The sequence below is a fragment of the Spirosoma humi genome (assembly GCF_054776575.1).
Map to the genome: position 1 here is coordinate 691350 of NZ_BAAHBR010000017.1, position 24004 is coordinate 715353.

General features: G+C 50.0%; 25 protein-coding genes. 15 read left to right on the plus strand and 10 right to left on the minus strand.

All coding sequences use genetic code 11. The annotated features are described in order from the left end of the window. Positions 1-110: 110 nt before the first annotated feature. The 4 genes from ACYU8Y_RS25055 to ACYU8Y_RS25070 all read right to left on the minus strand — a co-directional run bounded on the left by ACYU8Y_RS25055 (position 111) and on the right by ACYU8Y_RS25070 (position 2128). Entirely contained in the window at positions 111-566 is a 456-nt protein-coding gene (locus ACYU8Y_RS25055; RefSeq protein ID WP_460940903.1) for a ferritin-like domain-containing protein, read from the minus strand. 202 nt (positions 567-768) lie between these two features. Beyond that, on the minus strand, positions 769-1119 hold the full coding sequence (locus tag ACYU8Y_RS25060) for a DUF3140 domain-containing protein (protein ID WP_460940904.1): 351 nt from the start codon (positions 1117-1119) through the stop codon (positions 769-771). A gap of 2 nt (positions 1120-1121) precedes the next feature. Beyond that, the gene (locus ACYU8Y_RS25065; RefSeq protein WP_460940905.1) at positions 1122-1340 is read right to left on the minus strand and encodes a hypervirulence associated TUDOR domain-containing protein; all 219 of its coding nucleotides are present in this window, start codon (positions 1338-1340) and stop codon (positions 1122-1124) included. Positions 1341-1414: 74 nt separating this feature from the next. Further along, entirely contained in the window at positions 1415-2128 is a 714-nt protein-coding gene (locus tag ACYU8Y_RS25070) for an OmpA family protein (RefSeq protein ID WP_460940906.1), read from the minus strand. A 498-nt stretch (positions 2129-2626) separates the two neighbouring features. On the opposite strand from ACYU8Y_RS25070, the gene ACYU8Y_RS25075 reads away from it, so the two are divergent. Next, positions 2627-3769 (plus strand): alpha/beta hydrolase family protein, encoded by a 1143-nt coding sequence (locus ACYU8Y_RS25075; RefSeq protein ID WP_460940907.1) that lies wholly within the window; start codon positions 2627-2629, stop codon positions 3767-3769. Here ACYU8Y_RS25075 and ACYU8Y_RS25080 read toward each other — a convergent pair. Genes ACYU8Y_RS25080 through ACYU8Y_RS25090 form a run of 3 tightly spaced genes read right to left on the minus strand, consistent with a single transcriptional unit; the run spans position 3729 to position 6925 of the window. Further along, positions 3729-4874: a hypothetical protein gene (locus tag ACYU8Y_RS25080; protein WP_460940908.1), complete on the minus strand. Its 1146-nt coding sequence runs from the start codon at positions 4872-4874 to the stop codon at positions 3729-3731. The genes ACYU8Y_RS25075 and ACYU8Y_RS25080 overlap by 41 nt on opposite strands. Before the next feature lie 36 nt (positions 4875-4910). Beyond that, complete coding sequence (locus tag ACYU8Y_RS25085; RefSeq protein WP_460940909.1) at positions 4911-5576, minus strand: response regulator transcription factor; 666 nt, start codon at positions 5574-5576, stop codon at positions 4911-4913. Beyond that, entirely contained in the window at positions 5573-6925 is a 1353-nt protein-coding gene (locus ACYU8Y_RS25090) for a sensor histidine kinase (RefSeq protein WP_460940911.1), read from the minus strand. Before ACYU8Y_RS25090 ends, ACYU8Y_RS25085 begins: the two co-directional genes overlap by 4 nt. 210 nt (positions 6926-7135) lie before the next feature. On the opposite strand from ACYU8Y_RS25090, the gene ACYU8Y_RS25095 reads away from it, so the two are divergent. Further along, entirely contained in the window at positions 7136-7525 is a 390-nt protein-coding gene (locus ACYU8Y_RS25095; protein ID WP_460940912.1) for a DUF1573 domain-containing protein, read from the plus strand. A gap of 68 nt (positions 7526-7593) precedes the next feature. Here ACYU8Y_RS25095 and ACYU8Y_RS25100 read toward each other — a convergent pair whose 3' ends face one another. Further along, positions 7594-10587 carry a S9 family peptidase gene (locus tag ACYU8Y_RS25100; protein ID WP_460941213.1) on the minus strand — a complete coding sequence of 998 codons (2994 nt, stop codon included), beginning with the start codon at positions 10585-10587 and terminating at the stop codon, positions 7594-7596. Positions 10588-10669: 82 nt separating this feature from the next. Here ACYU8Y_RS25100 and ACYU8Y_RS25105 point away from each other — a divergent pair, with 82 nt between their 5' ends. Further along, entirely contained in the window at positions 10670-11347 is a 678-nt protein-coding gene (locus ACYU8Y_RS25105) for a DUF6624 domain-containing protein (protein ID WP_460940913.1), read from the plus strand. Positions 11348-11351: 4 nt separating this feature from the next. Here ACYU8Y_RS25105 and ACYU8Y_RS25110 read toward each other — a convergent pair whose 3' ends face one another. After that, entirely contained in the window at positions 11352-12410 is a 1059-nt protein-coding gene (locus ACYU8Y_RS25110) for a glycoside hydrolase family 130 protein (protein WP_460940914.1), read from the minus strand. 161 nt (positions 12411-12571) lie between these two features. Here ACYU8Y_RS25110 and ACYU8Y_RS25115 point away from each other — a divergent pair, with 161 nt between their 5' ends. Both ACYU8Y_RS25115 and ACYU8Y_RS25120 read left to right on the plus strand, forming a co-directional pair. Beyond that, positions 12572-12832, plus strand: coding sequence for an adhesin (locus ACYU8Y_RS25115; protein ID WP_460940915.1), 261 nt, complete (start codon positions 12572-12574; stop codon positions 12830-12832). Between the two features lie 82 nt (positions 12833-12914). Beyond that, a complete protein-coding gene (locus tag ACYU8Y_RS25120) occupies positions 12915-13094 on the plus strand; it encodes a hypothetical protein (protein WP_460940916.1) in 180 nt (59 codons plus the stop codon). Between the two features lie 36 nt (positions 13095-13130). Here the strand turns inward: ACYU8Y_RS25120 and ACYU8Y_RS25125 are convergent, their stop codons facing one another. Then, positions 13131-14447: an isochorismate synthase gene (locus ACYU8Y_RS25125; RefSeq protein ID WP_460940917.1), complete on the minus strand. Its 1317-nt coding sequence runs from the start codon at positions 14445-14447 to the stop codon at positions 13131-13133. A gap of 326 nt (positions 14448-14773) precedes the next feature. Here ACYU8Y_RS25125 and ACYU8Y_RS25130 point away from each other — a divergent pair, with 326 nt between their 5' ends. The 10 genes from ACYU8Y_RS25130 (at position 14774) to ACYU8Y_RS25175 (ending at position 24004) form a co-directional block, all read left to right on the plus strand. After that, positions 14774-15469 (plus strand): peptidoglycan recognition protein family protein, encoded by a 696-nt coding sequence (locus ACYU8Y_RS25130; protein WP_460940918.1) that lies wholly within the window; start codon positions 14774-14776, stop codon positions 15467-15469. Between the two features lie 92 nt (positions 15470-15561). Continuing rightward, positions 15562-16512 (plus strand): magnesium/cobalt transporter CorA, encoded by a 951-nt coding sequence (gene corA / locus ACYU8Y_RS25135; RefSeq protein WP_460940919.1) that lies wholly within the window; start codon positions 15562-15564, stop codon positions 16510-16512. A 97-nt stretch (positions 16513-16609) separates the two neighbouring features. Next, positions 16610-17434 carry a mechanosensitive ion channel family protein gene (locus ACYU8Y_RS25140; RefSeq protein WP_460940920.1) on the plus strand — a complete coding sequence of 275 codons (825 nt, stop codon included), beginning with the start codon at positions 16610-16612 and terminating at the stop codon, positions 17432-17434. Between the two features lie 209 nt (positions 17435-17643). Further along, positions 17644-19017 carry a DUF6600 domain-containing protein gene (locus ACYU8Y_RS25145; RefSeq protein WP_460940921.1) on the plus strand — a complete coding sequence of 458 codons (1374 nt, stop codon included), beginning with the start codon at positions 17644-17646 and terminating at the stop codon, positions 19015-19017. 124 nt (positions 19018-19141) lie between these two features. Continuing rightward, a complete protein-coding gene (gene truA, locus ACYU8Y_RS25150; protein ID WP_460940922.1) occupies positions 19142-19900 on the plus strand; it encodes a tRNA pseudouridine(38-40) synthase TruA in 759 nt (252 codons plus the stop codon). 128 nt (positions 19901-20028) lie between these two features. Then, the gene (locus ACYU8Y_RS25155; protein WP_460940923.1) at positions 20029-20910 is read left to right on the plus strand and encodes a cell division protein FtsX; all 882 of its coding nucleotides are present in this window, start codon (positions 20029-20031) and stop codon (positions 20908-20910) included. A 103-nt stretch (positions 20911-21013) separates the two neighbouring features. Beyond that, complete coding sequence (locus ACYU8Y_RS25160; RefSeq protein ID WP_460940924.1) at positions 21014-21352, plus strand: DUF3098 domain-containing protein; 339 nt, start codon at positions 21014-21016, stop codon at positions 21350-21352. A gap of 99 nt (positions 21353-21451) precedes the next feature. Then, entirely contained in the window at positions 21452-22297 is an 846-nt protein-coding gene (locus ACYU8Y_RS25165; RefSeq protein ID WP_460940926.1) for an undecaprenyl-diphosphate phosphatase, read from the plus strand. Between the two features lie 55 nt (positions 22298-22352). Continuing rightward, positions 22353-23078 (plus strand): tRNA pseudouridine(55) synthase TruB, encoded by a 726-nt coding sequence (truB, locus tag ACYU8Y_RS25170; RefSeq protein ID WP_460940927.1) that lies wholly within the window; start codon positions 22353-22355, stop codon positions 23076-23078. Beyond that, entirely contained in the window at positions 23075-24004 is a 930-nt protein-coding gene (locus ACYU8Y_RS25175; protein WP_460940928.1) for a bifunctional riboflavin kinase/FAD synthetase, read from the plus strand. Before truB ends, ACYU8Y_RS25175 begins: the two co-directional genes overlap by 4 nt.

The window sequence follows — 24004 nt, forward strand, 5'->3', positions numbered from 1 at the left end:
TTTGCAGCATGTTTGTAGTGTAACCACCCGTTAATTAGGATTGTTTTGCCAGGTAACAACACAAAAAAGCCTGCCTCCAGCGGAGGCAGGCTTTCCAATCCCACCATTCACTACACTACCAAGGCCAAACGAGCCATCGTTGCATTTGCCGTATCGATGCTCTGTTTTTGTTGAAGCAAAAGTTCACGTGTGCTGGCAACCAGATCGGTTTCCTGCAACACAGCATTATAATTTTCAAGGGCTTCCTGATCGCCCCGGTGGCACTCTTCAACCGTCGCTTTATCGTCGTCGGAAGCAAATGTCGATTTTATGTTGATCCAGGCGCGGTGTAAGTCAGCCGCTATGCTGGTGCCGTTATCTGGTTCGCCACCCAGCGCCCGGATTTCCCGGTCGAGCGAAAGCGCGAACTCCGAACGTTGGCGCGATTGAGCCAGAAACAGGCTCTTCAATTCATTGTCTTTCGCGTTTTCTGCCGCTTCCTGGTATCCTTTTTCTGCGTCGTGGCTTAAGGTCAGAAGTCGATTGAGCTGGTCAAGGATTTCTCCCCGTGTTTGTTTTACATTCATAACGTTTTGTAATTGTGTAGGGTGAATTTAAACAGGTACTTAATTTATGGTTGAGTAAATCAGAAAGTGCATTCGCTTGTGTTTTAAAGTCAGTAAGAACCTATAAACCCGTTGGTTGATAGGTAGTTAACCTGATTTTATGACTGACGCTTAACAGTCCTTACGCCCATTTTGTACTTGAATTAGTGAGAAAACGGGGCGCTCACTTTTTTTCGGGATCGTGTCCCCAATTCTTTAACGAATAGCTCCAGTTTGAGTCGGCTACATGACCCGGACGTTGCGCCAGGTGCCGTTTAACATAGCTCACGACCTTTTCCATATGGTGGTAATCATCGACAGATAAGTCAGTGGCCTTCTTGTTCAGAATGTCGATAATACGATGACCTGATTTATGACCAATTGATTCACCATCACCGTCCTTCGTTTGTCCTACCGACTTTGATTCATCTGTCTTAAGCCACTTGTCAAGCTGCGAAGCCGACATGTTAACTGCTTCATCGAAATCGCTACGCACCGATTTCTTTTCAGTCTCGTTGAGGTCTTTAACGGCCATGTTTACTTCTTTGTTTTCGAAACTTCGCTAGCTGATTTTACAATCTTTTTGTCGCCTTGTTTAAGCACCAGAGCAGGCTCTTCAGCAGACCCTTTTCGCTTAACTTTAGCGCCCTGAACGGTTCGCTCAACGTCGTCGTTATGGACCTCGGCAACAGTACCTTCTGCTTTTCCCTTGCCGTAGTTCCAGGTTACCTCATCGCCCTTTTTTACCGTTGCCATTGCTTGATTCGTTTAGTCAGCCAAAACAGGCGAGGGTAGTTATAATGATTATGACTACCCTCGCCTTCTATCTATTATTCACCGATTTTGCCATCTTTGGCATCACGTTGCAATTTCTTGTTTGCGAATACCGCTACATCTACCCGGCGGTTTTTCCGACGACCAGCTTCTGTACTGTTATCCGCTATGGGTTGCGATTCGCCGTATCCTTTTTCGTCTACCCGAGATGTTTTCACGCCCTGGGCTTCCAGAAATTTTGCAACCGCATCGGCCCGCTGTTTGGAGAGCGCCAGGTTGTGAGCATCTGAACCTGTAGCATCGGCGTGACCTTCAATCACTATGTCGGTATCTTCGTACTTGTTGAGCGATTTTGCAAAGTCGATAAGCTGTTGTTTCGTATCCGACTTCAATGCATAAGAGTCCACGTCGAACAGAATATCGGACCCAAGGGATACTTTAATACCCTCGCCAACCCGTTCAACCTGCGCATTGGGCATATCGCGTTTCATTTCTTCCGCCTGTTTGTCCATCCGGCGACCAATTACGGCCCCGGCTGCCCCGCCAACGGTAGCACCCAAGATGGCACCTAATGCGGTATTACCTTTCGACTTACCAATCATGCCGCCAATAACAGCGCCACCACTGGCTCCAACAATTCCGCCCTTCTGTGTCTTGTTCAATGATTGGGCAGATGACTTACAACTTGTTAAAACGTTGCCCGATAAGATACCGGCGGCCATAAGCATCGCAAGGGACCTAGTTCCGGCTGATTTCAACTGACTATTCATAGTGTTGTGAATATTTGGTACTGCCAGTTACTATCCAAACGCTGTACCAGTTTAGGGCTACTATGGTCGAAATAGTTGATTAAAAGGCTTAATGTGCTGATAGACAGATAGTAATTAGAGGAAGTGAGAAGAAGGCTCAATCAATATTTTCTGCAAAGTGTAGTTATCTCATAGAGTAAGCGGGAAGTAAGATGCCTATAGTTGTAGAGCCTGTTCCACATAATCAGTATGAAGACTAGGTGTTGAATTCAGCCAATGGTAGGTTGGTAAACGCTGACCGTTTTTTTATTCCTTAGGATTCTATTGATATTTAATTACCTGACTGATAAGCAGCGAGATAGCGTTGGTTCGCTGCCAATTAATGTCGGCTGGGATCAAACGAAAACAGGGTGCAGAACGTTGAAATAATACAGGAAGCTGTACGCTTCTTTTCTCGTCTACATGATCTTGCTAAAATCAACAATCGCGCTATTTACAATAGGGGCTATATTACTGGTTATGCCAACCAGTTGCAAGCAATCTACCTCAACCGAATCGGTTACACCGGTCCCCTCTCGTACTCTGGTCAGCAGTTCACTGATTGGTGAATACACAACCGCTCAACTACGGAGTCGTTTCACGGGGGTTAATGCACCCCTCCAAATTTTCGTTCTGCATGGTATCAAGGCTTATCGACTGGAATACACGACAACGAATACGGATGGCAAAAGCATCAAGGCCTCTGGTGCGCTTATCATTCCTTCGGTATCGACGCCCCTTCCTCTGATTAGTATGCAGCATGGCACCATTACGAGTGAAAATGATGCCCCATCGAATTTTGGCTCAAGTAGCGAAGCCTATAGTTTTGGGTCGGTATTTGCCTCACAGGGATACATCATTGCTGCTCCGGATTACATTGGCTACGGGGCATCGAAAGCATTACCGCACACGTATGAACAGCGCAATGGCCTGGCCACGGCATCGCTCGATATGATACGCGCTACGCGTGATTTCCTGAGCGATCAACGCATCAACTGGGATAAACGATTGATGATTGCGGGCTATTCGGAGGGCGGCTATGCAACGATGTCTTTGCAAAAGAAAATCGAAGAAGAAACGGGCTCTGAGTTCAATCTGGTTGCATCGAGTTGTGGCGCTGGCGCTTACGACAAACCAGCGTTTATGAAGCAGATTATTAATGAGGAGTCGGCGGGTGTCGGTTACATCAACCGGCTTTACCTCTGGGTATTACTGACCTACGATCGGATTTACGGCCTGGACCGGTCGGCGACGGCTTACTTTAAAGAGCCTTATGCTACCCAGGTTGCTGCCCAGGGTAACAATGCGACCATCAATGTTAGCCTGAACCAGGTCTTTTCCGACAGCTTCAAAAAGGGTATCAATGACGGCAGCGACAAAGCCTTTCTGGCTGCTGTTCAGGATAATGATGTCCATGATTGGAAACCTCGCACGCCCACCCGGCTTTATCATGGCGACGCCGATGAGATCGTCAATTTTCTGAACTCGCAAAACGCCTACGATGCCATGAAAAAACGGGGTGCTACCAATGTCGAGCTGATTCCCATAAAAGGGGCTAATCACGGAACGGGCGTTCTGGCGTTTATTTTGGGGACATACGATTTCTTCGGGACGATACAGTAAGAATCGTATAAGCCGCCTGATTGGGTTGTCTGGTACGGCCACCAACGGTTGTCCGGCCCCGGTCATCGTCGTGAATGAGCAAGACCCGATTCGCATCCAGAAAGGTCAGATCTTCGGCTTTGTGGCCGGCCGTGTGCAGCGGTTGCCCCTGGGCATCACGCAGGAGTGTGAAGGGTTTGTTCGCATACAAATCGTCCGGCGTGATTGTCCAGAGATAGGCATCCAACTGACCATTCAGTTCAAGCGAAGTTAGCATCCAGAACCGGTTTCGATACGGATCATACTCTAAACTGGACAGTGCCAGTGATTTAGGTAGGCTGGTCTCCGCTTTGGCGATGTCGAAATTGTTGATGATCTTCCAGTCGTCGGACAGGCGAATTCGATCACCGTTACGGGTCTTTTCTACTCGATACGATACACTGATGATTTTTGCCCTGTACGTAAAGCTCTCATAGGATTTCCCCTCTTCACGAATGCCAAATAGTAACTGCTTATCGGTGGCCGCTAATCCTTCAACCTTAAAGTAGGGGAGCGCGCCCGGAAATTCGTCGGTTGCCAATAGTTGCGCCATGCGCTGTCGGTAGGCAATCGATGTGCGGCTAGTGTCATCGGGAGCCAGCACGTGCGGGTGTTGCTCGTCTCCTTTGCGCCAGTACAGAATGGTGTTATAGCTATCCCAATCGTGGCTTCCGGGCTTTACCCGATCAAAAGCGGTGGTCAGAAAAACATAGCCGTTGGCCTGGTTGGGTGTCTGGGCGAAGTCTTCATATTTACGGGCCGTCGAAAAAGCTGGTTGCATCAGGTAAGTGGGCCCTTTTGTCGAATCGCTCAGCGATGCGGGACTTTTTTCAAACACCGGACTCATCCCTGGGGGCATATCTTTATCGTTGGCGAAGAATAGACTTTTGCCGTCGTACAGCACCGCCGATGCTTCGCACCAGACCGGTTGCCCATTGAGCGATGTGCCCGCGGTAAAACAGTTGAGCAGCCCTTCTTCGCTAATACCGGCAGAAGCGGGCGCGGTATTCGACCTGAGATTAGCCGTTTTACAGCCGTAAACGAGTAAAAGAGTGAGTAAGGCGAGAATGGATAGTTGGCGATTCATGCGGTAAAACTAAAGACAGCGCACGAATTACGTGAACTACTGTCGTAAAATAAACCCTACGCTGTGCACATTTTCGATCCGGAGAATTTCGCTTTGGGCCAGTCGTTTGCGAAGCCGGGAAATAAAAACGTCGAGACTGCGCCCCATAAAATAGTCGTCATCGCCCCAAACGGCCCGTAGCAACTCGTCACGCCGAACGAGTGTGTTAGGCCGATCGAGGAGGTAAGCCATCACATCCGCTTCGCGCTGGGTGAGTGTCTGTGTCTGCCCATTAACCGAAAGCGTTAAATTTTGTCTGTTGAGAACCGTATTCGCGGGCGAGCTGGCATCCCGGATCGTCCGGCGTAGAAAAATGTTTATTTTCAGCAGCAGCTCCTCCACGCTAAAGGGCTTGGTTAAGTAGTCATCGGCACCGAGTCGTAAGCCCTGCAGGCGGTCATTTTTATCTGCCAGCGCACTCAAAAACAGGATGGGGATTTGTGTATTCACGGCCCGGATCTGACGTGCCAGCGTAAAACCATCCGTTTGGGGGAGCATGACATCCAGCAGGCATAAATCGAAGGCGTGGGCCTGAAAAGCCGTCCAGGCTTCGGGTCCGGTGGTGCAATGCGTTACATCGAACGGCACGTTTTCGAGGGTGTCGCGGACCACAAAGCCGAGATTGATATCATCCTCAACGAACAGAATACGAGCGGGTGTCAAGGGCGGGAGAGATAAAGAGTGAACGTGTGAAAGAGCGAAAGAGTGAATGCGGACAATCGCTTTATTGACCCGCTGTCGCTCTGTCGCTCATTCACTCGTTCGCTCTTTATATGTACATAAGGACAGGCGATTTCAAACGTACTTCCCTCATTGGGCTTGCTTGTCAGGGTAAGTCGCCAGCCGTGCGCCCGGATGACCTGCTGAACGTAATAGAGCCCTAAACCGAACCCTTTGACATTGTGGGTGTGACCGGATGCTACGCGGAAAAATTGCCGAAAAACCGCTTTTTGATGTTCTGGCGCAATACCGATCCCATTGTCTTTAACTGACCAGCGTAATTGACCCCGATCAAAACGCGTGTGCAGCAGGACATAGGGATTTGCGTTACCATATTTTATGGCGTTATCGATCAGGTTGTTGAGCGCCGTTTCGAGGTGATACCGATCTGCCCGGAGCCTGGCATCCGGGGCTGTCAGGTCAAGTGTTACGTAAGGGGCAAATCCATGCGCCACGGTCGCCATAAGCTCGTGCAGATCAACGTCTTCCTGATCGAGCACAAAACCGCTGCGTTCCGAACGAGCCAGTTGTAAGACACTGTTGATCTGCTTCTGCAACCGTCGGCTCTCTTCGCCCATAACCCTGGCGTATTGTTTCAGGCGGTCGGGTTGCTGAAGAATTGTGTCGGACTGAAGCACGTCGGCGGCTACGCGAATGGTGGAAACGGGCGTTTGAAGTTCATGGGTGATGTTGTTAATAAAGTCACGTTGGACTTCCGTCAGCCGCCGTTGTTTCAGCACGACGCTCAGGGTGTAGCCAAAGAAAACAACCACCACCAGAACCGCCACCGTTGACCATAGCCAGCCACTCAATTGCCCCGCCACAAAACTCGTCTGGTTCGGAAACCGAATACCGAAATAATACGTATAGCGCGGAAACGTTGGAAGGTTTTTGTTCTGGACTCCGGCCTTCAACGGTCTACTCGTGCTTACATAGGCACCGTAGACCATGCGGTCGGTTTCGCAATTGTAAATGCCGTATTCATAATCTGTAATCAGGTGATGCTGCTGTAGCGACCGCTGAATGAAGGCTTCAAGCGTAACCGGATCGATCGGCGCGTCGGTATTGACAATAAAGTAGTCGGGTGAAAGCTGCGTGACCGCATACCGATTGACGATGAAGTGATTCAAGTGGGCCACGTCATTGGCTACATCCTGCAGGGCAATGAACGCCGACTGCTGGAATTGCCGCTCCCGTAACGCATAGGCGTTGTGCACCCATATTGCCTGCACCGCCAGGATACCGATGATGGACAAAACAGAAAGGACAAGCAGTAGACGTAATCGAGACATGGCAAAGAGCGAATGAGTGAAAGAGCAGATCATCACAGGAAAATAGTGTGCTCTTTTGCCAAAGATAGCGCCTGGTGTATCGTACTCAAATAATTAACAACTCATTAACAAACGTTGGCAACTGCTTAACAAAGGGAGTACCGGGAGTAGGGTAGGTTTGCAGGGTCGCTCGGGTGAGCGGTGCTTTAAACCTTGTTAAACCGATTATCTATGAAGCGTATCCTGTTTTTCACTTCGCTGGTTTTATTAATGGCTTCCGTTGCCATGACTGTTCCCACGGCGCTGTTCAACTGGCGCAATGCCACTCACGATTTTGGCCGTATTTCTCAGGGCAAGCCCGTTACTGCCGAGTTTACGTTTACCAATACCGGCGAATTGCCGCTTGTTATTCATAAGGCAAAAGGCTCCTGCGGTTGTACCGGCGTTGATTACTCTAAAGACGCCGTGTTACCCGGTCAGACGGGGAGGGTCAAAGCGACGTTCAATGCGGCAGCTCTGGGCGCTTTTAACAAGACAATTGTGGTCGAATCCAATGCGGAGGGTGGTTCGCAAATGCTGTCTTTCAAAGGCGAAGTCGTGAAGGAAGCGGTGTCAGAGTAAGGAGTAGGTAGACAAAAGCGCCCGAATGCAAGAGCATTCGGGCGCTTCGTTTGGTGAATATTTATCCGTTATCGTTGTGGTGAGTCGGCACTCAGGTTGGTACCGTACTTCATTTCACCCCGATCTTTCTCGACAGCGCTGCGGCCTTCCTTCATCCAGATTGGCATGGGCGCGTCTTTCAGGTAATAATCGAAATACTGATACAGACGAATACTCAGATCCTTGGCATTGTGCCGCTGAGTCAGGTTGTGCCCTTCACCGTTGTAGACCAACATCCAGACGGGCTTGTTCAACCGACGCAGGGCCGAAAACAACTCGATACCTTGGTACCAGGGAACGGCTCCATCGGCGTCGTTGTGCGTCATCATGAGGGGCGTTTCAATGCGGTTGGCGAAGAAGAGGGGGGAGTTTTCGATGTAGTTCATTGGTTTGTCCCACAGCGTACCGCCAATCCGACTCTGGGTTTTTTCGTACTGGAACGCCCGGCTCATACCCGTTTCCCAGCGAATACCTCCGTAGGCCGACGTCATGTTCGCAACGGGGGCTCCGGCTTCGGCAGCCCGGAACAGATTGGTGCGCGTGATAATGTACGCGGTTTGGTAACCGCCCCAGCTCTGGCCCTGAATACCGAGTCGATCCCGATCAACGAAGCCTTTGTCGAGCAGGCTCAATACGCCCGGCACAATACAGTCGTAGGCGTTTGGGCCGGGTTGCCCCGTTGTGTACACGATGTCGGGTACGAAGACCAGATAGCCATTCGATACGCAGTAAGGAATATTGATCGTTGAGCGGCTTGGCGACGGAGCCCGGTAGTCGTTCAGGGTTTCGGCATTCCGCTCATAGAAGTAGGTAAGCATGGGGTACTTCTTTTTCGGGTCGAAACCTTCCGGTTTAAAGAGCAAACCTTCCAGCTTAACCCCATTGGTTCCCGTCCACTTCACGATCTCGACACTACCCCAGCGAATGCTGTCCTGCTGTGGGTTGGTACGGGTTAATTGTACGGGATTAGCCAGCGTTGTATCCGTCTGGAAAAGGTTGGTTGGCTCCTGATAATTGCCTTTATAGAAGGTAACGACCGGCGCATTTTTCGCTTTGTTCAAGCCAAAATACCGGTGATTGCTACGGGTTAGTACGGTTGGCTCGGCTGCGGCCAGTCCATTTTTGCTTTTTAAGATGCCCGTTGCTTTATCGCTTTCCCAAATACCGGTCAGGAACAGTTCGCTTTTTGGATCAATCGCTTTCTCGATAGAACCCGACCGCCTGCCAGGCGCATCGTCATCGTCGTTGTCCAGCTCCGCACGACGCAACCGAATCTTGTTTTTACGACCCCAGCCCGTGGTTATGCTGGTCGGTTTTTCGCGACCGGTAGGGTCAATTTGCCAGATGTCATATCGGTCGTAGAGCCAGAGATAGCGATCTCCGGTCGTCCAGCCAGCCGCGCCGTACGAGCCGGGTAGGTTAGGTGTGTCATGCTCTTCGTCGAAGAATTTGCTCGGCAGTCCCCGGGTCAGGTCAAGGCGTTTGCCATCGGGAATGGACCAGGCCCGCCAGAGCGAATCGCGCTCATCGAACCAGTAAGCGTATTTTCCTTCGGGCGAGAGCCTGGGCTGCGAGGCCATAATGTCGTTGGCAATACGCTTTTTTTCGCCGGTTTGGGCATCAACCAGATACAGGTCGGTATGGCCAGGGTCCCAGGACGATTGAACCTGGTACGGAAGATCGCTCAGGCCCAGTAAGTAACGGGCGTTTTTCTTGGGGTCGAACGAAACAGTGGGTACTTCACGGCTGGCCAGAGGAATAATTTTGCCGGACTGCGGATCGTAAACGGTCAGAAAACCGCGTTCTTTTTCTTCTTTCAACCGGCGTTGCTGCATGGGTTGCAGGCGGCTGTCGGTCCAGGTCCAGATGTCCATTTTTACTTTCTCATCATCGGGCGTCAGGCTGTCCTTCGTTGGCTTGGGCGCAATGGGAGACGTTGAGAAATAGAGCCGGGTACCATCATCCGAAAACTTCGGCTCCCGGTACTCATTGACCGACCAGCCCTTGGGTAACGCTTTCGTGAGGGTGTCCGCTATAACCTTAAACGGCGCTTCGGGGGCAGTTTTCTTGCTTGACTTCCCCTTTGCCGCTACCGTTGGCGACAAGCTTTTATAGTACAGTGTAAATACTTTTACGTCGCTCCCGGCGCTGTCGGCGGAGGCCATCCAGGTCAGTTGCTGACCAACTTTATCGACCGCCAGGCCTTTATAGATTTTTCGTTTAGAACTGGTGTCCACCAGCATCGTTTGCCCATTGGCGGTATTGAATATAAAGACGCCGGGAATACTGGTTTCGCCTGTTTTTAGTGAATCATTTACCGATTCTTTACTGTAGAAAATCGCCTGGCCATTGTCGGACATGGCCACGTTGGAAACGTACCGAATGGTTTTGCGGGTGCCGTCTGCCATGTTCAGGAGCGTCAGATCGTCGCCTTTGGGCTTTTTGGCCGTTCCTTTCCGGGTTGTCACTGTGGTAGTCGAGACGGGGGCCAGGGGCGTGAGCGTATCTTTCAGCGAGGCTGCCCGTGGTGCTGGCCGTTCTTTATCATCTTTACGTTCCTGCACCACCGCCAGCCACGAACCCGAATCCTTGCCAAATACGAATGATTTTGCGTTGGGTAGCTTAGTGGGTTTGCCGGTCGTCAGGTTCAACACCAGCAAACTGTCTTTAGGCAGTTCATCGGCTTTTTTCTTTTTGAGTTTGGCTTTACGGGTGTCGGCGTAGGGCGCTTTCATGCGCATGACCAAAAACTTGCTGTCGGGTGTAAACTGCGCCATGTAACCGCGCGGGAAAACATACTGCTTCCGGTTCGTGTTGAGACCAGATGTTGTTACCTCTAATCGGCCATCGCCTTCCTGAAGGTCAATCTGGTAGGCAATCCAGCGGCCGTCGTTCGAGATTTTTTCAGACCGTACTGTTTGCCAGCGGTCATAGTCAGAAGCGTTAAGCGCCCTTTTCTGACTCTGTGCGAATAGCGACGTTGAGAGTAAAAGACAGAGTAAAAGTTGATTAAAGTGTTTCATCATAGGAAGGAAGTTAAAACTAATGTAAACTACATAAAAGCCAGCGCCGATAAAAACCGATCTGTCAATCAGTCAATTACTTATGAGATACTTGCAATTTTTCACGCTTTTATATGCTTGTGTACCCATTTCATCATACGGACAGCAAAACGCTCGCCTGAAACAGGAACTGGATAGCATGTATGTGCTGGATCAGCGTAACCGCGAATGGCTGGCCAAACTAGGCAACAACCAGCCATTTACGGATAGTTTGAGCGCTGTCTATAAAACGGACCGGTCAAAACTGGCCAGTGTTCTTTGGGCTGAGCAGACGAAAATTGATACGACGAATCTGAATCGGGCTGAAGCGATTTTGAAGCAGTATGGGTATCCTGGTAAAAGCCTGGTTGGTACGCCTGCCAATCAAGCAATTTTCTATATCATTCAACATTCAAGCAAAATAGAGACGTATTTGCCGATTATAAAAAAGGCAGCCGACCAGGGGGAACTGCCCTTTTCTCAGTACGCCATGATGCTCGACCGCTCGTTGATGAACCGCAGTAAACCACAGATTTATGGTACGCAAGTAACCTGTCGGCCAATGAAAACAACCAAGCAATCGCGCTGTTTTGTCTGGCCGATTGCCAATGTAAAAACCGTGAACCAACGGCGGAAAGAAGCAGGTTTCGAACTCAGTGTAGAAGAAAATGCAACCCGGTTAAACGCTGCCTACGAACCGGCCATAACGGTAGATGAGGTGAAAAAGGCGTACGTTTTTTAGCTCGTTACTGCTTTATTAATTCGGCCAGCCCGACACCCGAGTCGGCTGCGCCGTAATACACCCAGATCTTTCCGGCGTGGTCGCTGCCGTCAGGCCACTGTATCCAACCATTTGAAAAAACTACATTGGGAAAGAACCCTTCGCGTTCCCAGACCAGCTCGGGTGTGAGGAGTGGGGCCACCGATCGGTCCAGTACGATGGATGGGTCATCCTTGTCGAGCAAGGCTAGTGCCAGAGCGTAAGCATGGGTCTGGTCGGCACCATGGTAGCAAACTAGCCAGCCTTCGTCGGTTAAGATTGGTTCGGGACCGGCGCCAATTTTGCCGCCTTCCCAGGAAAAATCGGGATTTTCTGCGCCCCGCCCCCCAAACAGAAAGCGGTGGTTGCCCCAATGTACGCCATCGACCGACTCCGTTAACCAAACCGATGGTCTCCCGATCTCTGAAACCATCGGCCGGTGCAGCATCTGGTATTTTCCGTTGACTTTTTGCGGAAACAGCGCCACATCTTTATTGGGTGGCGGTAAAATCATGCCAAGCCGTTCAACGGTTTTAAAATCGGTCGTAACAGCCAGGCCTACGCCCGGTCCGTGCTCGGATACGGCCGTATAGGTAATCCAGTATTTTCCTTCCAGAAAGGTAATCCGGGCATCTTCAATGCCGAACGATTCGTCCATCCGGGCCGGAAAAAGAAACGGTTTGTCATCAATTTTAAAATGAACACCATCCCGGCTACGGGCCAATCGTAAATGACTCAGTGACGTGAGATAAACCTTGCCCCCGATGGATACGATGCGTGGGTCGTAAGGTTCGGTGGGTTCGGGAAAGCGTCTGATAATTAGCGTAGGGACGCCGTCCTGTTCTTCGACCAACGGAATGAGGATAGTGCCTTTCTCCGCTTTCGGAGCCTCCGCCACCCGCAGCAGGAGCAGAACTTCATCCTCAAAAATACAGGCGGCTGGGTTAAAAGCCCCCAAAACCTCAAAACCCTCGATTGTTGGATTTACGTCGCTTGTTTGTATAATTGGCAGGTCAACGAGCCGCTGGAGCTGGTATTGTCTCATTTATATTGGTTTGTGAATGGCCGAACCACGCATATAATCCAGTAACTCATAAACGGAATAGACTGTTATCGCGTAAATATCAAGAAGTTTCTAGAATCGCTAAACCTTCCGGGAAAGAGACGCGTTAACAGGGGTGAACTAACTTTTATACTCTTTAAACCATGATTTACCAGCTAGCATTTGATCAGGACGAAGACGTGCTGATGCTTAACCCAGATCCAGAAACAGCCGCCTTCGACGATGATGAAGATGACTTCGACGATGCGGGAGCTGACTTCGACGAATTAGGCTCCGGTGCCGCCAGTGGCTATGGAGGAGACGATTTAGACGACATCGAAGATGACTTCAATGAGGATGATCTGGACGAAGATCTGGATGATGATTCGATCGAAGACGATCTGGACGATGATAGCATGGAGTAAGCTATCCCTACACCGCGATCAACGGCCCGCTTAACCGGCAGTCGGAGAGCTTTTCACTACATTTCTTTACTCAACCAAGCTTATGGCAGACCAAGAATCAACTCCAGACCCGCAGGAAGAAGCCCTTGTGACAACAGCAGGTGCTGTTACCGATGGAACCGCGCCTGACGCAGATACCCAATCGTCGGCGGCCAGTGAAGCCGGTGATCGAACCGCTGAAGACGGTTCCCGGGCACCAAATGATCCTGCTGAAGGAGTGTAATTAAGTGCTGATGACTGCTAATTCGTGAAATTCACTTCACGAATTAGCAGTCATCATAATGTTAAGAAGTGTTTGACACTTCATGTCAGTTTCCTGCCACTCGCGCTCGGGAACTGAATCTTCTGTTAAGCCCGCGCCGGCATATAGGGTCGCTAGTTTGCCTTCCAGCTTCATACAGCGTATATGAACGAAGAGATCGCTCTCGGGGCCTTCGTTGTTTGCGTTTATATTTACAGGGCCCACGAAACCACTATACAACTCCCGTTCGTGCGTTTCGTGCTGACTAATAAACCGAAAAGCTACATCACGGGGCATGCCACACACGGCCGATGTTGGGTGTAGCAATCGTAGCATGACCGTGCCAAGTTGCGGATAACGCACCGCCTGGGTGTCAACCGTAAAGCAGGTGCTAAGGTGCATCAGGTTTCCGGCAATGAGCGTTTTCGGTCCTTCTTCCAGGTATTCACGAAGCCTGATTTTTTTGAAACACTCGATTATGTAGCGGCTTACCAACGCCTGTTCTTCGATTTCTTTTTGAGACCACATCGCTTCAGCGGGCCGTTTGGGCGTCCCGTCTGGCTCAAAGGCTGATTGAGTTCCTGCCAGCGACGCCGTTCGGAAAATGCCATTGGCATCTACACTCACCAAGCGTTCGGGAGTGGCACTTATCCAGATCTGCCCCTTCTCCGGAATCGAAACGGCCGAGACGAAAGCTGTCGGATAGGCCTCACATAACTTGTCGAACAGAACCACCGCGTTGGGCGCATCTGTAAAAGCTACCCGTTTTGTTCGTGACAAAACCACTTTTCTAAACTCCCCCCGGCGCATGGCGTCAACAGCCAATGCTACATTACGCACATACTCCGCCTGGGCATCCGGATCGGATAGGGGCGTTATTCCCGTTTGAAGGGACTGGCTTGCCGACGGATTAGCCAGTTGAGCCGATAAGCGCTGCCAAAAGGTGTCAGCCGTAACGGCATCGGCCAGGGCATTGGTGCGGATCTTGCCCGAGCGGGTTTGGTTGGCCGCAGAAAAAGTAGCCTGAATATCGGCTCTCAGGAAAAGCGTTTGATCGCTATTGCCCGTGCTACTGCCATCCGACGTATTGGTTGGTGCCGTACCGGCAAGGTTGCCGAAAGGGCTCACTAAAAATCCGGCGGGTAGTTCATCCAAATCGGCCGATACCCGCGGCAGGACTTCGTCGAACGATACAATCAGGTGTTTATCCTGTTGATTCGGCAACCGCCACAGCGCAGCCGGAAAGCCAAGAGAATGAGCCGTTTCCCAAAGATTGGTAGCCTTGGGCCGACGGTCGGTAGTCGAGAGCGTATTAATAGAATAATCAGGTTGCATAGCCAACAGCCAGGCGGGTTAGGCCCAGCTAGCGGTATAACAGCTAATGCCGCGATTTTGTGCGCAACATTGTAAAAGAGTCAATGACTGGCCTCTCAAAAGTCCGTTTAGGCACTTGCAACTTCAAATAATTATAATCCGTAAAGCCTTTGTTAAGGCGTTTCAGCGTTCAATACCCGATTTTATATTCACGGATTGGAGCTGATTCACTTGAGTGTATGGGTAAAGAATTTATCCGTTCACGAAATTTCAGTGACGGTAAAAAAAGAAAAGTGCCGGTATCTGCCGGGTTTTTCTTTCTTTGCCCTTGTTCAACCGAGTTCATTATGAATTTTCCTGCCGGTTTATCCCGTTTGATCTGTCAAGCAGTGTGCCTGCTATTTATTGTTGCTGGGCCAGTCACGTTCTGCGCTGCTCAGGAAGTCTCCATTCGAATACTTGACAAGCCTATAATTTTTGATGAAGCCCGTAAGCAACTCTCGCTCGACTACCTGGCTCGTCGGCATGGCCTTAATCAGGTCGAACCTTACATAAAGCCCAAAATGATTGTGCTGCACTGGACAGCCATCTCGACGCTTGATTCGACATTTAACGTGTTCAACCCGAGTGTATTACCCGGTCGTGCTGATCTTCAGGCAGCTAGCAAACTAAATACGGCGGTTCCGTTTCTGGTTGATCGGGATGGCACGATCTATCGGCTTCTGCCCGATACCACCTTTGCCCGCCATTGTATTGGGTTGAACTACTGCGCGATCGGTATTGAAAACATCGGCAATAATGACCTGACCCAAGCGCAGTTGGAAGCCAACGTACAGTTGGTCCGTTACCTGAAGCAGAAGTACAATATTGAATACCTGATTGGCCATTACGAATACAAAGATTTTATCGGCACGCCACTCTGGAAGGAAACCGACCCGAATTACCTGACGGAGAAAGCGGATCCCGGCAAAACATTCATGCAAAGTGTACGGAAACGCGTCAAAGATCTGAACCTGAAAGGAAGCCCGCTGCAGGCGGAGTGAGTGGAAGTAGATTGATGGAAATACGCGAAAAGCTTTTCCACAGTCCAATTGTTTCTGCGAACTTCGCGGCTGAATACTTTGCTCTCGATTTTATGATCCGCATCTTCCAGCAAGACGCAACGTCCGTCCGAAAAATCCGCGACATTGACTCTTTCTCCAACACGGAACGGACTCTTTGGGTGGATCTCCAAAATCCGACACCCGTTGAAATCAAACGCATAGAGGAAAAATTCGATGTCGATTTTCTAAGCCAGCAAGAGCAGCTCGAAATTGAAAGTAGTTCCCGGTATATCGAAGAGGATGATTTTCTGATCGCCAATTCCAACTTTCTGGTGCCCGACACCGAACATCGCTATGTGACTGTACCGGTTAGTTTTTTGCTCAAAGACGATACGTTGTTCACCTACCGGAATGCTGATCTGAAAGCATTTGCCGATACCGTAAAGCGCATCAAGTCGCGCCGGGCGTTGTTCAATGACGGTGCCCAAATCCTGATTTCCATTTTTGAGTCCCGTATCGATTCGGATGCCGACCTGATCGAAATGGTATCGGGCGAAATAAAAGCCATCAATCGCATGCTCGATCTCGACGCAAACCTCGATCGGGAAATGCTGCTTAATATTAACGATTACCAGGAGTTGACCATGTCGATTCGCGAAAATGTGGTTGATAAACAGCGTGTTATATCGTCCATGATTCGGTCGGATGGCTGGTTTAACGAGACCGAGCAGCAACGGCTCCGAACCCTGATCAAAGACATTAACTCGCTTATTGATCATACCAACTTTATTTTTGAGCGGCTGGAGTTTTTGCAAAATACCTACCTCGGTTTGATCGATCTGGAGCAAAACCGGGTCGTTAAAATCTTTACGGTTGTATCGCTGGTCTTTCTGCCGCCAACTTTATTGGCCAGTATCTGGGGTATGAATTTCGATGAGATGCCCGAAGTCCACTGGAAGTACGGCTACGTGTTCGCATTGGCCATGATGGTATTGTCATCGGCGCTGACGGTCTGGATCTTCCGGCGTAAAAACTGGCTATAGATGAGTGCCTTGAAACGGGCAGATAACTGATTTTTGGTCGAGTTACTTTTGACTTTATTTACGTCTGATTGCCGACTTAACTATTCAATCCTATAGTATGGAACAGGCACAGACTAGAATGGAGCGCACGTATGATCAGGTGCTGTCTTTTGCAACAATTTATGGTGGTCGTATACTACTAGCCATTTTAACCCTTATTATTGGCCTCTGGCTCATTGGCTGGATTGTTAAATTGCTATCGTCAATGCTGACGAAGCGGCACGTTGATCAGGATGTGCAGCCGTTTCTGCTGTCGTTGGTCAATGGGCTGCTGCGAGTGCTGCTGCTATTAAGTATCGCCAGCACCCTTGGCGTTCAGACCACCTCCTTTGTGGCTATTGTTGGTGCGGCTGGCCTGGCGGTTGGTCTGGCTCTTCAGGGAAGTCTGGCAAACTTCGCCGGGGGCGTACTGATCCTGACGTTTAAACCGTTCCGCGTTGGTGATTTGATTATAGCCCAGGGATTTACCGGCAATGTCGAAGCGGTTCGGATTTTCGATACCACGCTGGTGACGCTGGACAACAAAACGATTATTCTGCCTAATGGCCCCCTGTCTACATCCGCAATTACCAACATCAGTACCAGAGGGGTCATCCGGGTCGATCAGGTCTATGGTGTAGGCAGTCAGAATGATATTGACGCAACCAGAGCCTCCATCATGAAAGTAGTTGAGGCCTGCCCGTTTGCTCTGAAAGATCGCGAGCACGATGTGCTGATTGCCAAGCTGAATCCAAACTCGCGGGAGTATGATGTACGTGTTTGGACCAAAAGTGAAAATTATTGGCGTACTCATTATTACATGCTCGAAAATATCGCCCGGCAGTTTGGAAAAGATGGTATCGAAGCGCCTAAACCGAAAATGTTTATTACCAACGAAGACTAAGGTTCCACTGCCGGCGTACCCGAACGGTGCTTCCCGCTAACGGCCCGCCTTCACCAGTAACACAGTTGATCGTACCCGTCTGAACAAACCAGATGGGTATTGTTTTTCTACAAGAATAAACTTTGTTTACTCGTGCGTTAAACGTTTCGGGGTCAAAGGCATCTAATCGTCAACGTGTTTCAGTACGCGGCAGAAAACGACCTAACGTCATGAGTATCCTGAAAACAATTAACCTGCTTGGCTTGATAGCGGTACTCGCTCTAGAACCAGTTTTGCCCCGGCACGCTTCGGCTCAACCGGGGATCAGTGTGCCTGTCCAAACGTTTTATAATGAACTGGCTCCCTATGGGCAATGGGTGCCAAGTCCAATGTATGGCTCTGTCTGGATACCCAACGTAGGCCAGGATTTTCAGCCTTATGCAACAGACGGGCACTGGGTTGTGACCGAATTCGGCAATACCTGGGTGTCCGACTATCCCTGGGGATGGGCGCCATTTCACTATGGACGCTGGTACTTTGACAATCAATTTGGCTGGGCATGGATTCCGGGCAGCGACTGGGGACCCGCCTGGGTATCGTGGCGGTCGGGTGGCGGCTATTATGGCTGGGCACCCTTAGGCCCTGGTCTGGATATTAACGTCAATATAAATATTCCTGCTCCTTACTGGACCTTCGTTCCGCAAGTATACATCACCAGCCCCTACTTGTATAACTATCGGGTGGCCCGGCCAAACGTGGTGAATATCTACCAGAATACAACCATCATCAACAACATATACCGCTCCAACAACCGGGCGTATGTGTACGGCCCTAATCGGGGAGAGATCGAGCGGATAACCCGACGCTCTGTTCCGGTGTATCGTATTGACCCGTTGGATCGTCCCGGACGTTCAGTCGTTGGTAACGGATCGGTGGGTTTCTATCGGCCTGGTGGCCAGTCGTCGGGATATGGCCAAAATTATAACCGCAACGATCGGTATGATCGTAATGATCGATATGATAATTCGCCCCGTTCTGATTATAATCCTAACAACGGGTCTGGCCGGGGTACTTATGGGGGAAACAACTCGTACAACAATAACGCACCTGGCCGGGATTATAATGGGAACAATGCACCCAGCCGTCCCGATTTCGGTAATACCAATACTAACGCACCCGGCCGGGATTATAACGGTAGCCCCAATCGGGGAAGCTACAATGGGAGTTTCAATAACAATGCACCCGCAGATCGGAATGGGGCGGTGAATGCGCCAACGCCAAATCCTGGAAACGTCGCTCCGGCTCCGAATCGTTTTGAGCCTAGCCGTGGCAGCTTTCAGCCCGGTGGTAATTCGAGAGGTGAAACGCAGCCCGGTGGTTTTCAGCAACAGCCCAACCGGACGTTCGAGCGGGCTGACCGGCCGGGTTCGATGGGCAACTCCGGTTCGCCTAACATTCAGAGTAGTCCTGCTGGTCGTAGCGATGGAGGAAATTTCCAGCGGATGCCCGAAAATCGGGGTGGACAACCCCAATCGCAGCCTCGTGGTCAGGAACAGCCGCAACGAACCAACGGTGGGGGAGAGCGTCAGCGGGGGCCCCGTTAAGCAAACCGATTAAGATAAAAGCCCAACGGCCCGAAAGAAGTACAAGCTTCTTTCGGGCCGTTGGGCTTTACCAGTATGGATTCTATACCTAATAGAAACGTATTAAGCGGTACTTTTGCCCGATATGCGTTATTTCATTGAACTGTCGTATCGGGGAACCGCCTACCATGGCTGGCAAACACAGGCCAACGGTGTGAGTATACAAACTACGCTCGAAGCAACCTTGACCCAGCGACTCGGCAAACCAATTTACATTATGGGCAGTGGGCGTACGGATGCGGGCGTTCATGCGAAGCAGCAATTTGCCCACTTCGACGTGGATGAACCGCTTGATTTGACCGAAGCACTTATTTACTCGATCAATTGCATGCTGCCCGAAGACATTGCCATTCAAACCATTTTTCCGGTTCGGGCAAAAGATCATGCCCGGTTTTCGGCCCATTCCCGGTATTACCAATACCACATTACGCGCCAGAAAAATGCGTTTCAAAGTAATCTGACGTATCATTTTCGACCAGCCCTGGCTATTGACCGCATGAATAAGGCGTGTGAAATTCTTTTACAACACACCAACTTTCAAAGTTTCAGTAAAGCCCGTGCCAATGTGACGCACTTTCACTGCAAACTCGATTTTGCTTACTGGAAACATACAAATGAGGATTGCCTGACGTTTCATATTAAAGCCGACCGGTTTTTGTGGGGGATGGTACGAACCATTGTTGGGACCATGCTCGAAATAGGGCAGGATCGGATGAGTCTCGACCAGTTTGAGCAGATTATTTTGGCACGAGACCGTACTATAGCAGGCCGGGCGGCACCCGCCAATGGGCTATACCTGGTGGAAGTTGGTTACCCGGCAGCCGTCTTTGAGAATAGAGCCTAGGTAGTACGCTTGCCTAAGGTTGTTAATCGCTCGGTGCTGATTTTCGGTCTGTTATGCTAAATTTTGTTAAATTCGGCCTTTCCCCGGTCGAATCCGTTATTTTTGTCTCAATAACACGAACCCACTAAATGGCTCGTAACAAGAAAAAAGTAGGTACGTATCCCAGTGGCATGATTTTATTCAGTCTGACACTGGCTTTATTTTTAATTGGTTTCTGTGGATTGCTGGCTATCCAGTCAAAGAAACTGGTAACATACATTCGTGAGAATTACGAAGTGCGGGCTTTTTTGGATAAAGACCTTAGTGCAAAGAAAAGTACAGCCCTTTTTCAAACGCTAGCTGAGCAACCTTATATTTTGAAAGTAAACGGGGTGCCACAAATCAACCTGGTTACCAAAGATGAAGCGGCCAAGGAATTTATCGCCGAGACCAAAGAAGACTTTTCGAAGTTTTTAGGGGAAAATCCACTGCATGACAGCTACAGGATCAAACTCAATGAGGGGTATTTTGAGGAAGCTAAACTGCAGGAAGTAAAGCAGGATCTGGAAGAAATAGACGGTGTGTTTGAGGTAGTCTATCAGGAAAATCTGGTGGATAATATCAATCGGAACATCACGAAAATCTATGCTGTGATGTCGGCCTTCGCCTTAATTCTGCTGATCATTATTGTTGTGTTGATGAACAATACAATCCGGTTGGCGCTTCACTCCCAACGATTGCTGATTCGAAGCATGCAATTGGTGGGTGCCACAAATGGATTCATTACACGGCCGTTTCTGGGACGGGGTATATGGCAGGGATTTCTGGCGGGCATCATGGCCGTAGTACTGTTGATTGCTGGTTTACAGATTGCCCTTCATAATCTGCCTGAATTGGGAACATTTCAGGATACCGAAAAAATGATTTTCCTGATGACCGGTATTGTGGGCCTGGGCATGTTGATCGGCTTCCTGAGTACATTTCAGGCCGTCAATCGGTATCTGGGCCTCACTCTGGATGAACTTTACTAACTAATTCGCTATAAAAGCAGGTTCGTGATAGCGCCAGTCAATGCACTAACAAACCTATAGCGCAATTTTAAGGTTACACAAAAACGTAAATGGACGAACGAACATGGCAAAAGATAAACAAGCTGGCGCGCCAACATTGACGCGCGATCAACCAGCTCCCAACCCGGTAGCTACACCAACGGCGCCCTCCAAAACTGCTCCAATCCGGTCGTCGGTTGTCGAGCCCGTTCGGCGGGACGCGGGTGCGGCATTGCCCTTCGGCCGGCAGAACTATACGCTGATGCTGGCGGGTATCGGTATTATTTTGGCCGGATTCTTCATTATGAGCCTCGACAAAGAAGAGTTTGGCTTTGGCTTTCTAGGGTTAACTCTTGGCCCATTAGTCGTTATGAGCGGGTTCATGCTCGAATTTTTCGCGATCCTTGCCCGCCCCAAGGCGTAAAGTTTGTGGTTTGTGGTTTGTCGTTTCGTGCCACTTGCTATAAGTTTGTCTGTCGTTGATAAACTATAACGACAAACCACAAACGTCAAACCAGGATTAATGGAGCTGATTCATGCCATTGCGCTGGCCATTATTGAAGGATTAACCGAGTTTTTGCCGGTATCCTCAACGGGCCACATGATTATTTACTCTTCGCTGGCGGGCATTGCCGGGAACGAATTTACCAAGTTATATACCGTCGACGTCCAGTTCGGCTGTATTCTATCCGTTCTGGTCTTATACCACCGTCGCTTTATGACGGATACCCGCACCGGTACGTTTGTTGTTCCCAGTTATCTTAAATCGCTGCCGCCCCGCCTGCAGCCCATGGCGGATTTCTACAGTAAAATCCTGATTGCCTTTCTGCCTGCCGCCGTCATTGGCTTTTTGCTAAACGATTTTATCGATTCATTGCTGGAAAGTATCACTACCGTAGCTATTTCGCTTTTATTGGGTGGTATTGTGCTTGTGTTTATTGATCGCATTGTTAATCGGCAACCCAAGGATGGGGATGTGACGGTGCCCGATGCGATTCGTATCGGGTTCTTCCAATGTATCGCTATGATTCCGGGCGTATCCCGTTCGGCTGCTACCATCATCGGCGGTATGTTTCAGGGGTTGAGTCGCACGCAAGCCGCGGAGTTTTCGTTTTTTCTGGCCGTACCGACAATGGCGGCTGCTTCGGGATACAAGCTGCTCAAAACGTACAAGCTTCTCCAGCCTGCTGACTACCAGACGCTGTTGATTGGTAATGTGATTGCCTTTCTTGTTGGTTTACTGGCTATTCGCGCCTTTGTCGGGTTCCTAAACCGTTATGGCTTCAAAGTATTCGGCTATTACCGAATTGCTCTTGGCTTATTACTGCTGGGCCTGATGGCGGCCGGGGTCAAGCTGGATGTTTTATAAGTTTACAGGGCTGGAGCTGACTCGCGTCTACCTTCGTTCTTCTATGTGAATCACTGTGTCGCAACAAACTGTGCCGATTCCTGATCCCGGTCAGGTCATCTTAATTGATAAGCCGCTTACCTGGACATCGTTCGATGTGGCGAACAAGCTTAAATATGCCTGCAAGTTCAAGAAAATTGGTCATGCCGGTACGCTCGACCCGCTGGCAACCGGCTTGCTCATTCTGTGCACGGGCAAGATGACCAAGCAAATTGATCAGTATCAGGCGCAGGAAAAAGAATATACCGGTACGCTTGTTCTGGGCAAAACAACGCCCTCCGTTGATCTGGAAACAGAAATTGATGCCGAGTACGACACCAGCGACATTACATCCGAGCTGATACAGGCGGCTGCCCAACAGTTGACGGGTGATATTCTTCAGGTGCCACCGATTTATTCGGCCATTCGCGTAAATGGGGAGCGGTTATACGAAAAGGCACGTCGTGGCGAAACCGCCGACCGGGTTGAAGGTGGGATTAAGGCCCGCACGGTATCGGTATCGGTTTTTGAGGTGAACACAGATCGCTTTCCCGAGGTTGATTTTCGTATCGTGTGTTCAAAAGGGACTTATATTCGCAGTCTGGTCCGCGATTTGGGCCTGTTGCTCAACAATGGTGCTTACATGAGTGGGCTGCGCAGAACCCGCATTGGCGACTTTCGGGTGGAGGATGCCGCCACCCTTGAGCAATTCATTGCCACCCATCGTGCTTCGCTGGCCGACCCACTTCCGACAAACGAATGATTATTTATACAGGACTCGATGATATTCAACCCTTGCCAAATGCCGTCGTGACGAGCGGCACATTTGACGGGGTTCACCGTGGGCATCAAACTATTTTGGCTCGGCTGACCGAAGTGGCCAGGGCCAGTGGGGGCGAGTCTGTTCTGATCACGTACTGGCCGCATCCGCGTACAGTGGTTTCCAATGATAGCCAAAATCTGAAGCTGTTAACAACGCTGGACGAGAAAATCGAACTTCTCGATCAGGCGGGGGTTGATCATCTGATTGTTATTCCTTTTACCCGCTCCTTTTCGGAATTGACCTCTGAAGAGTACATTCGCCAAATTCTGATCGATAAAATAGGAACCAAAAAACTGGTGATCGGATATGACCACCGTTTTGGCCGAGATCGTGAAGGTGGCTTCGACTACATCCAGGCGCACCAAAGCGAATATGGATTTGGAGTCGAGGAAATACCCCGGCAGGATATAGAAGCCGTCGGTGTTAGTTCGTCGAAAATTCGGGCGGCACTGAATGAAGGCAATGTTCACACGGCAAACCGGTTTCTGGGGCGACTTTACAGCCTTACCGGAACGGTCGTGAAAGGGCGTCAGCTCGGTCGTACCATTGGTTTTCCAACGGCTAATCTACAGGTCGACGACCCGGCCAAGCTGATTCCTGCCAATGGGGTATACGCGGTTGACGTCGATTATGCCGGGCAAACCCTGGGGGGTATGCTGAATATTGGCTTTCGGCCTACCGTGGCAGGAACAAACCAGACGATTGAGACGTATATTTTTGACTTCGATAAGGACATATACGGCGAACACATTACCCTGAAATTCCGGGAGTTTTTGCGTCCGGAGCAGAGGTTCGATGGGTTGCCTGCTTTGGTTACGCAGTTGAAACGCGACGAAGAATCGGCCCGAGCAATCCTGAATCGATAG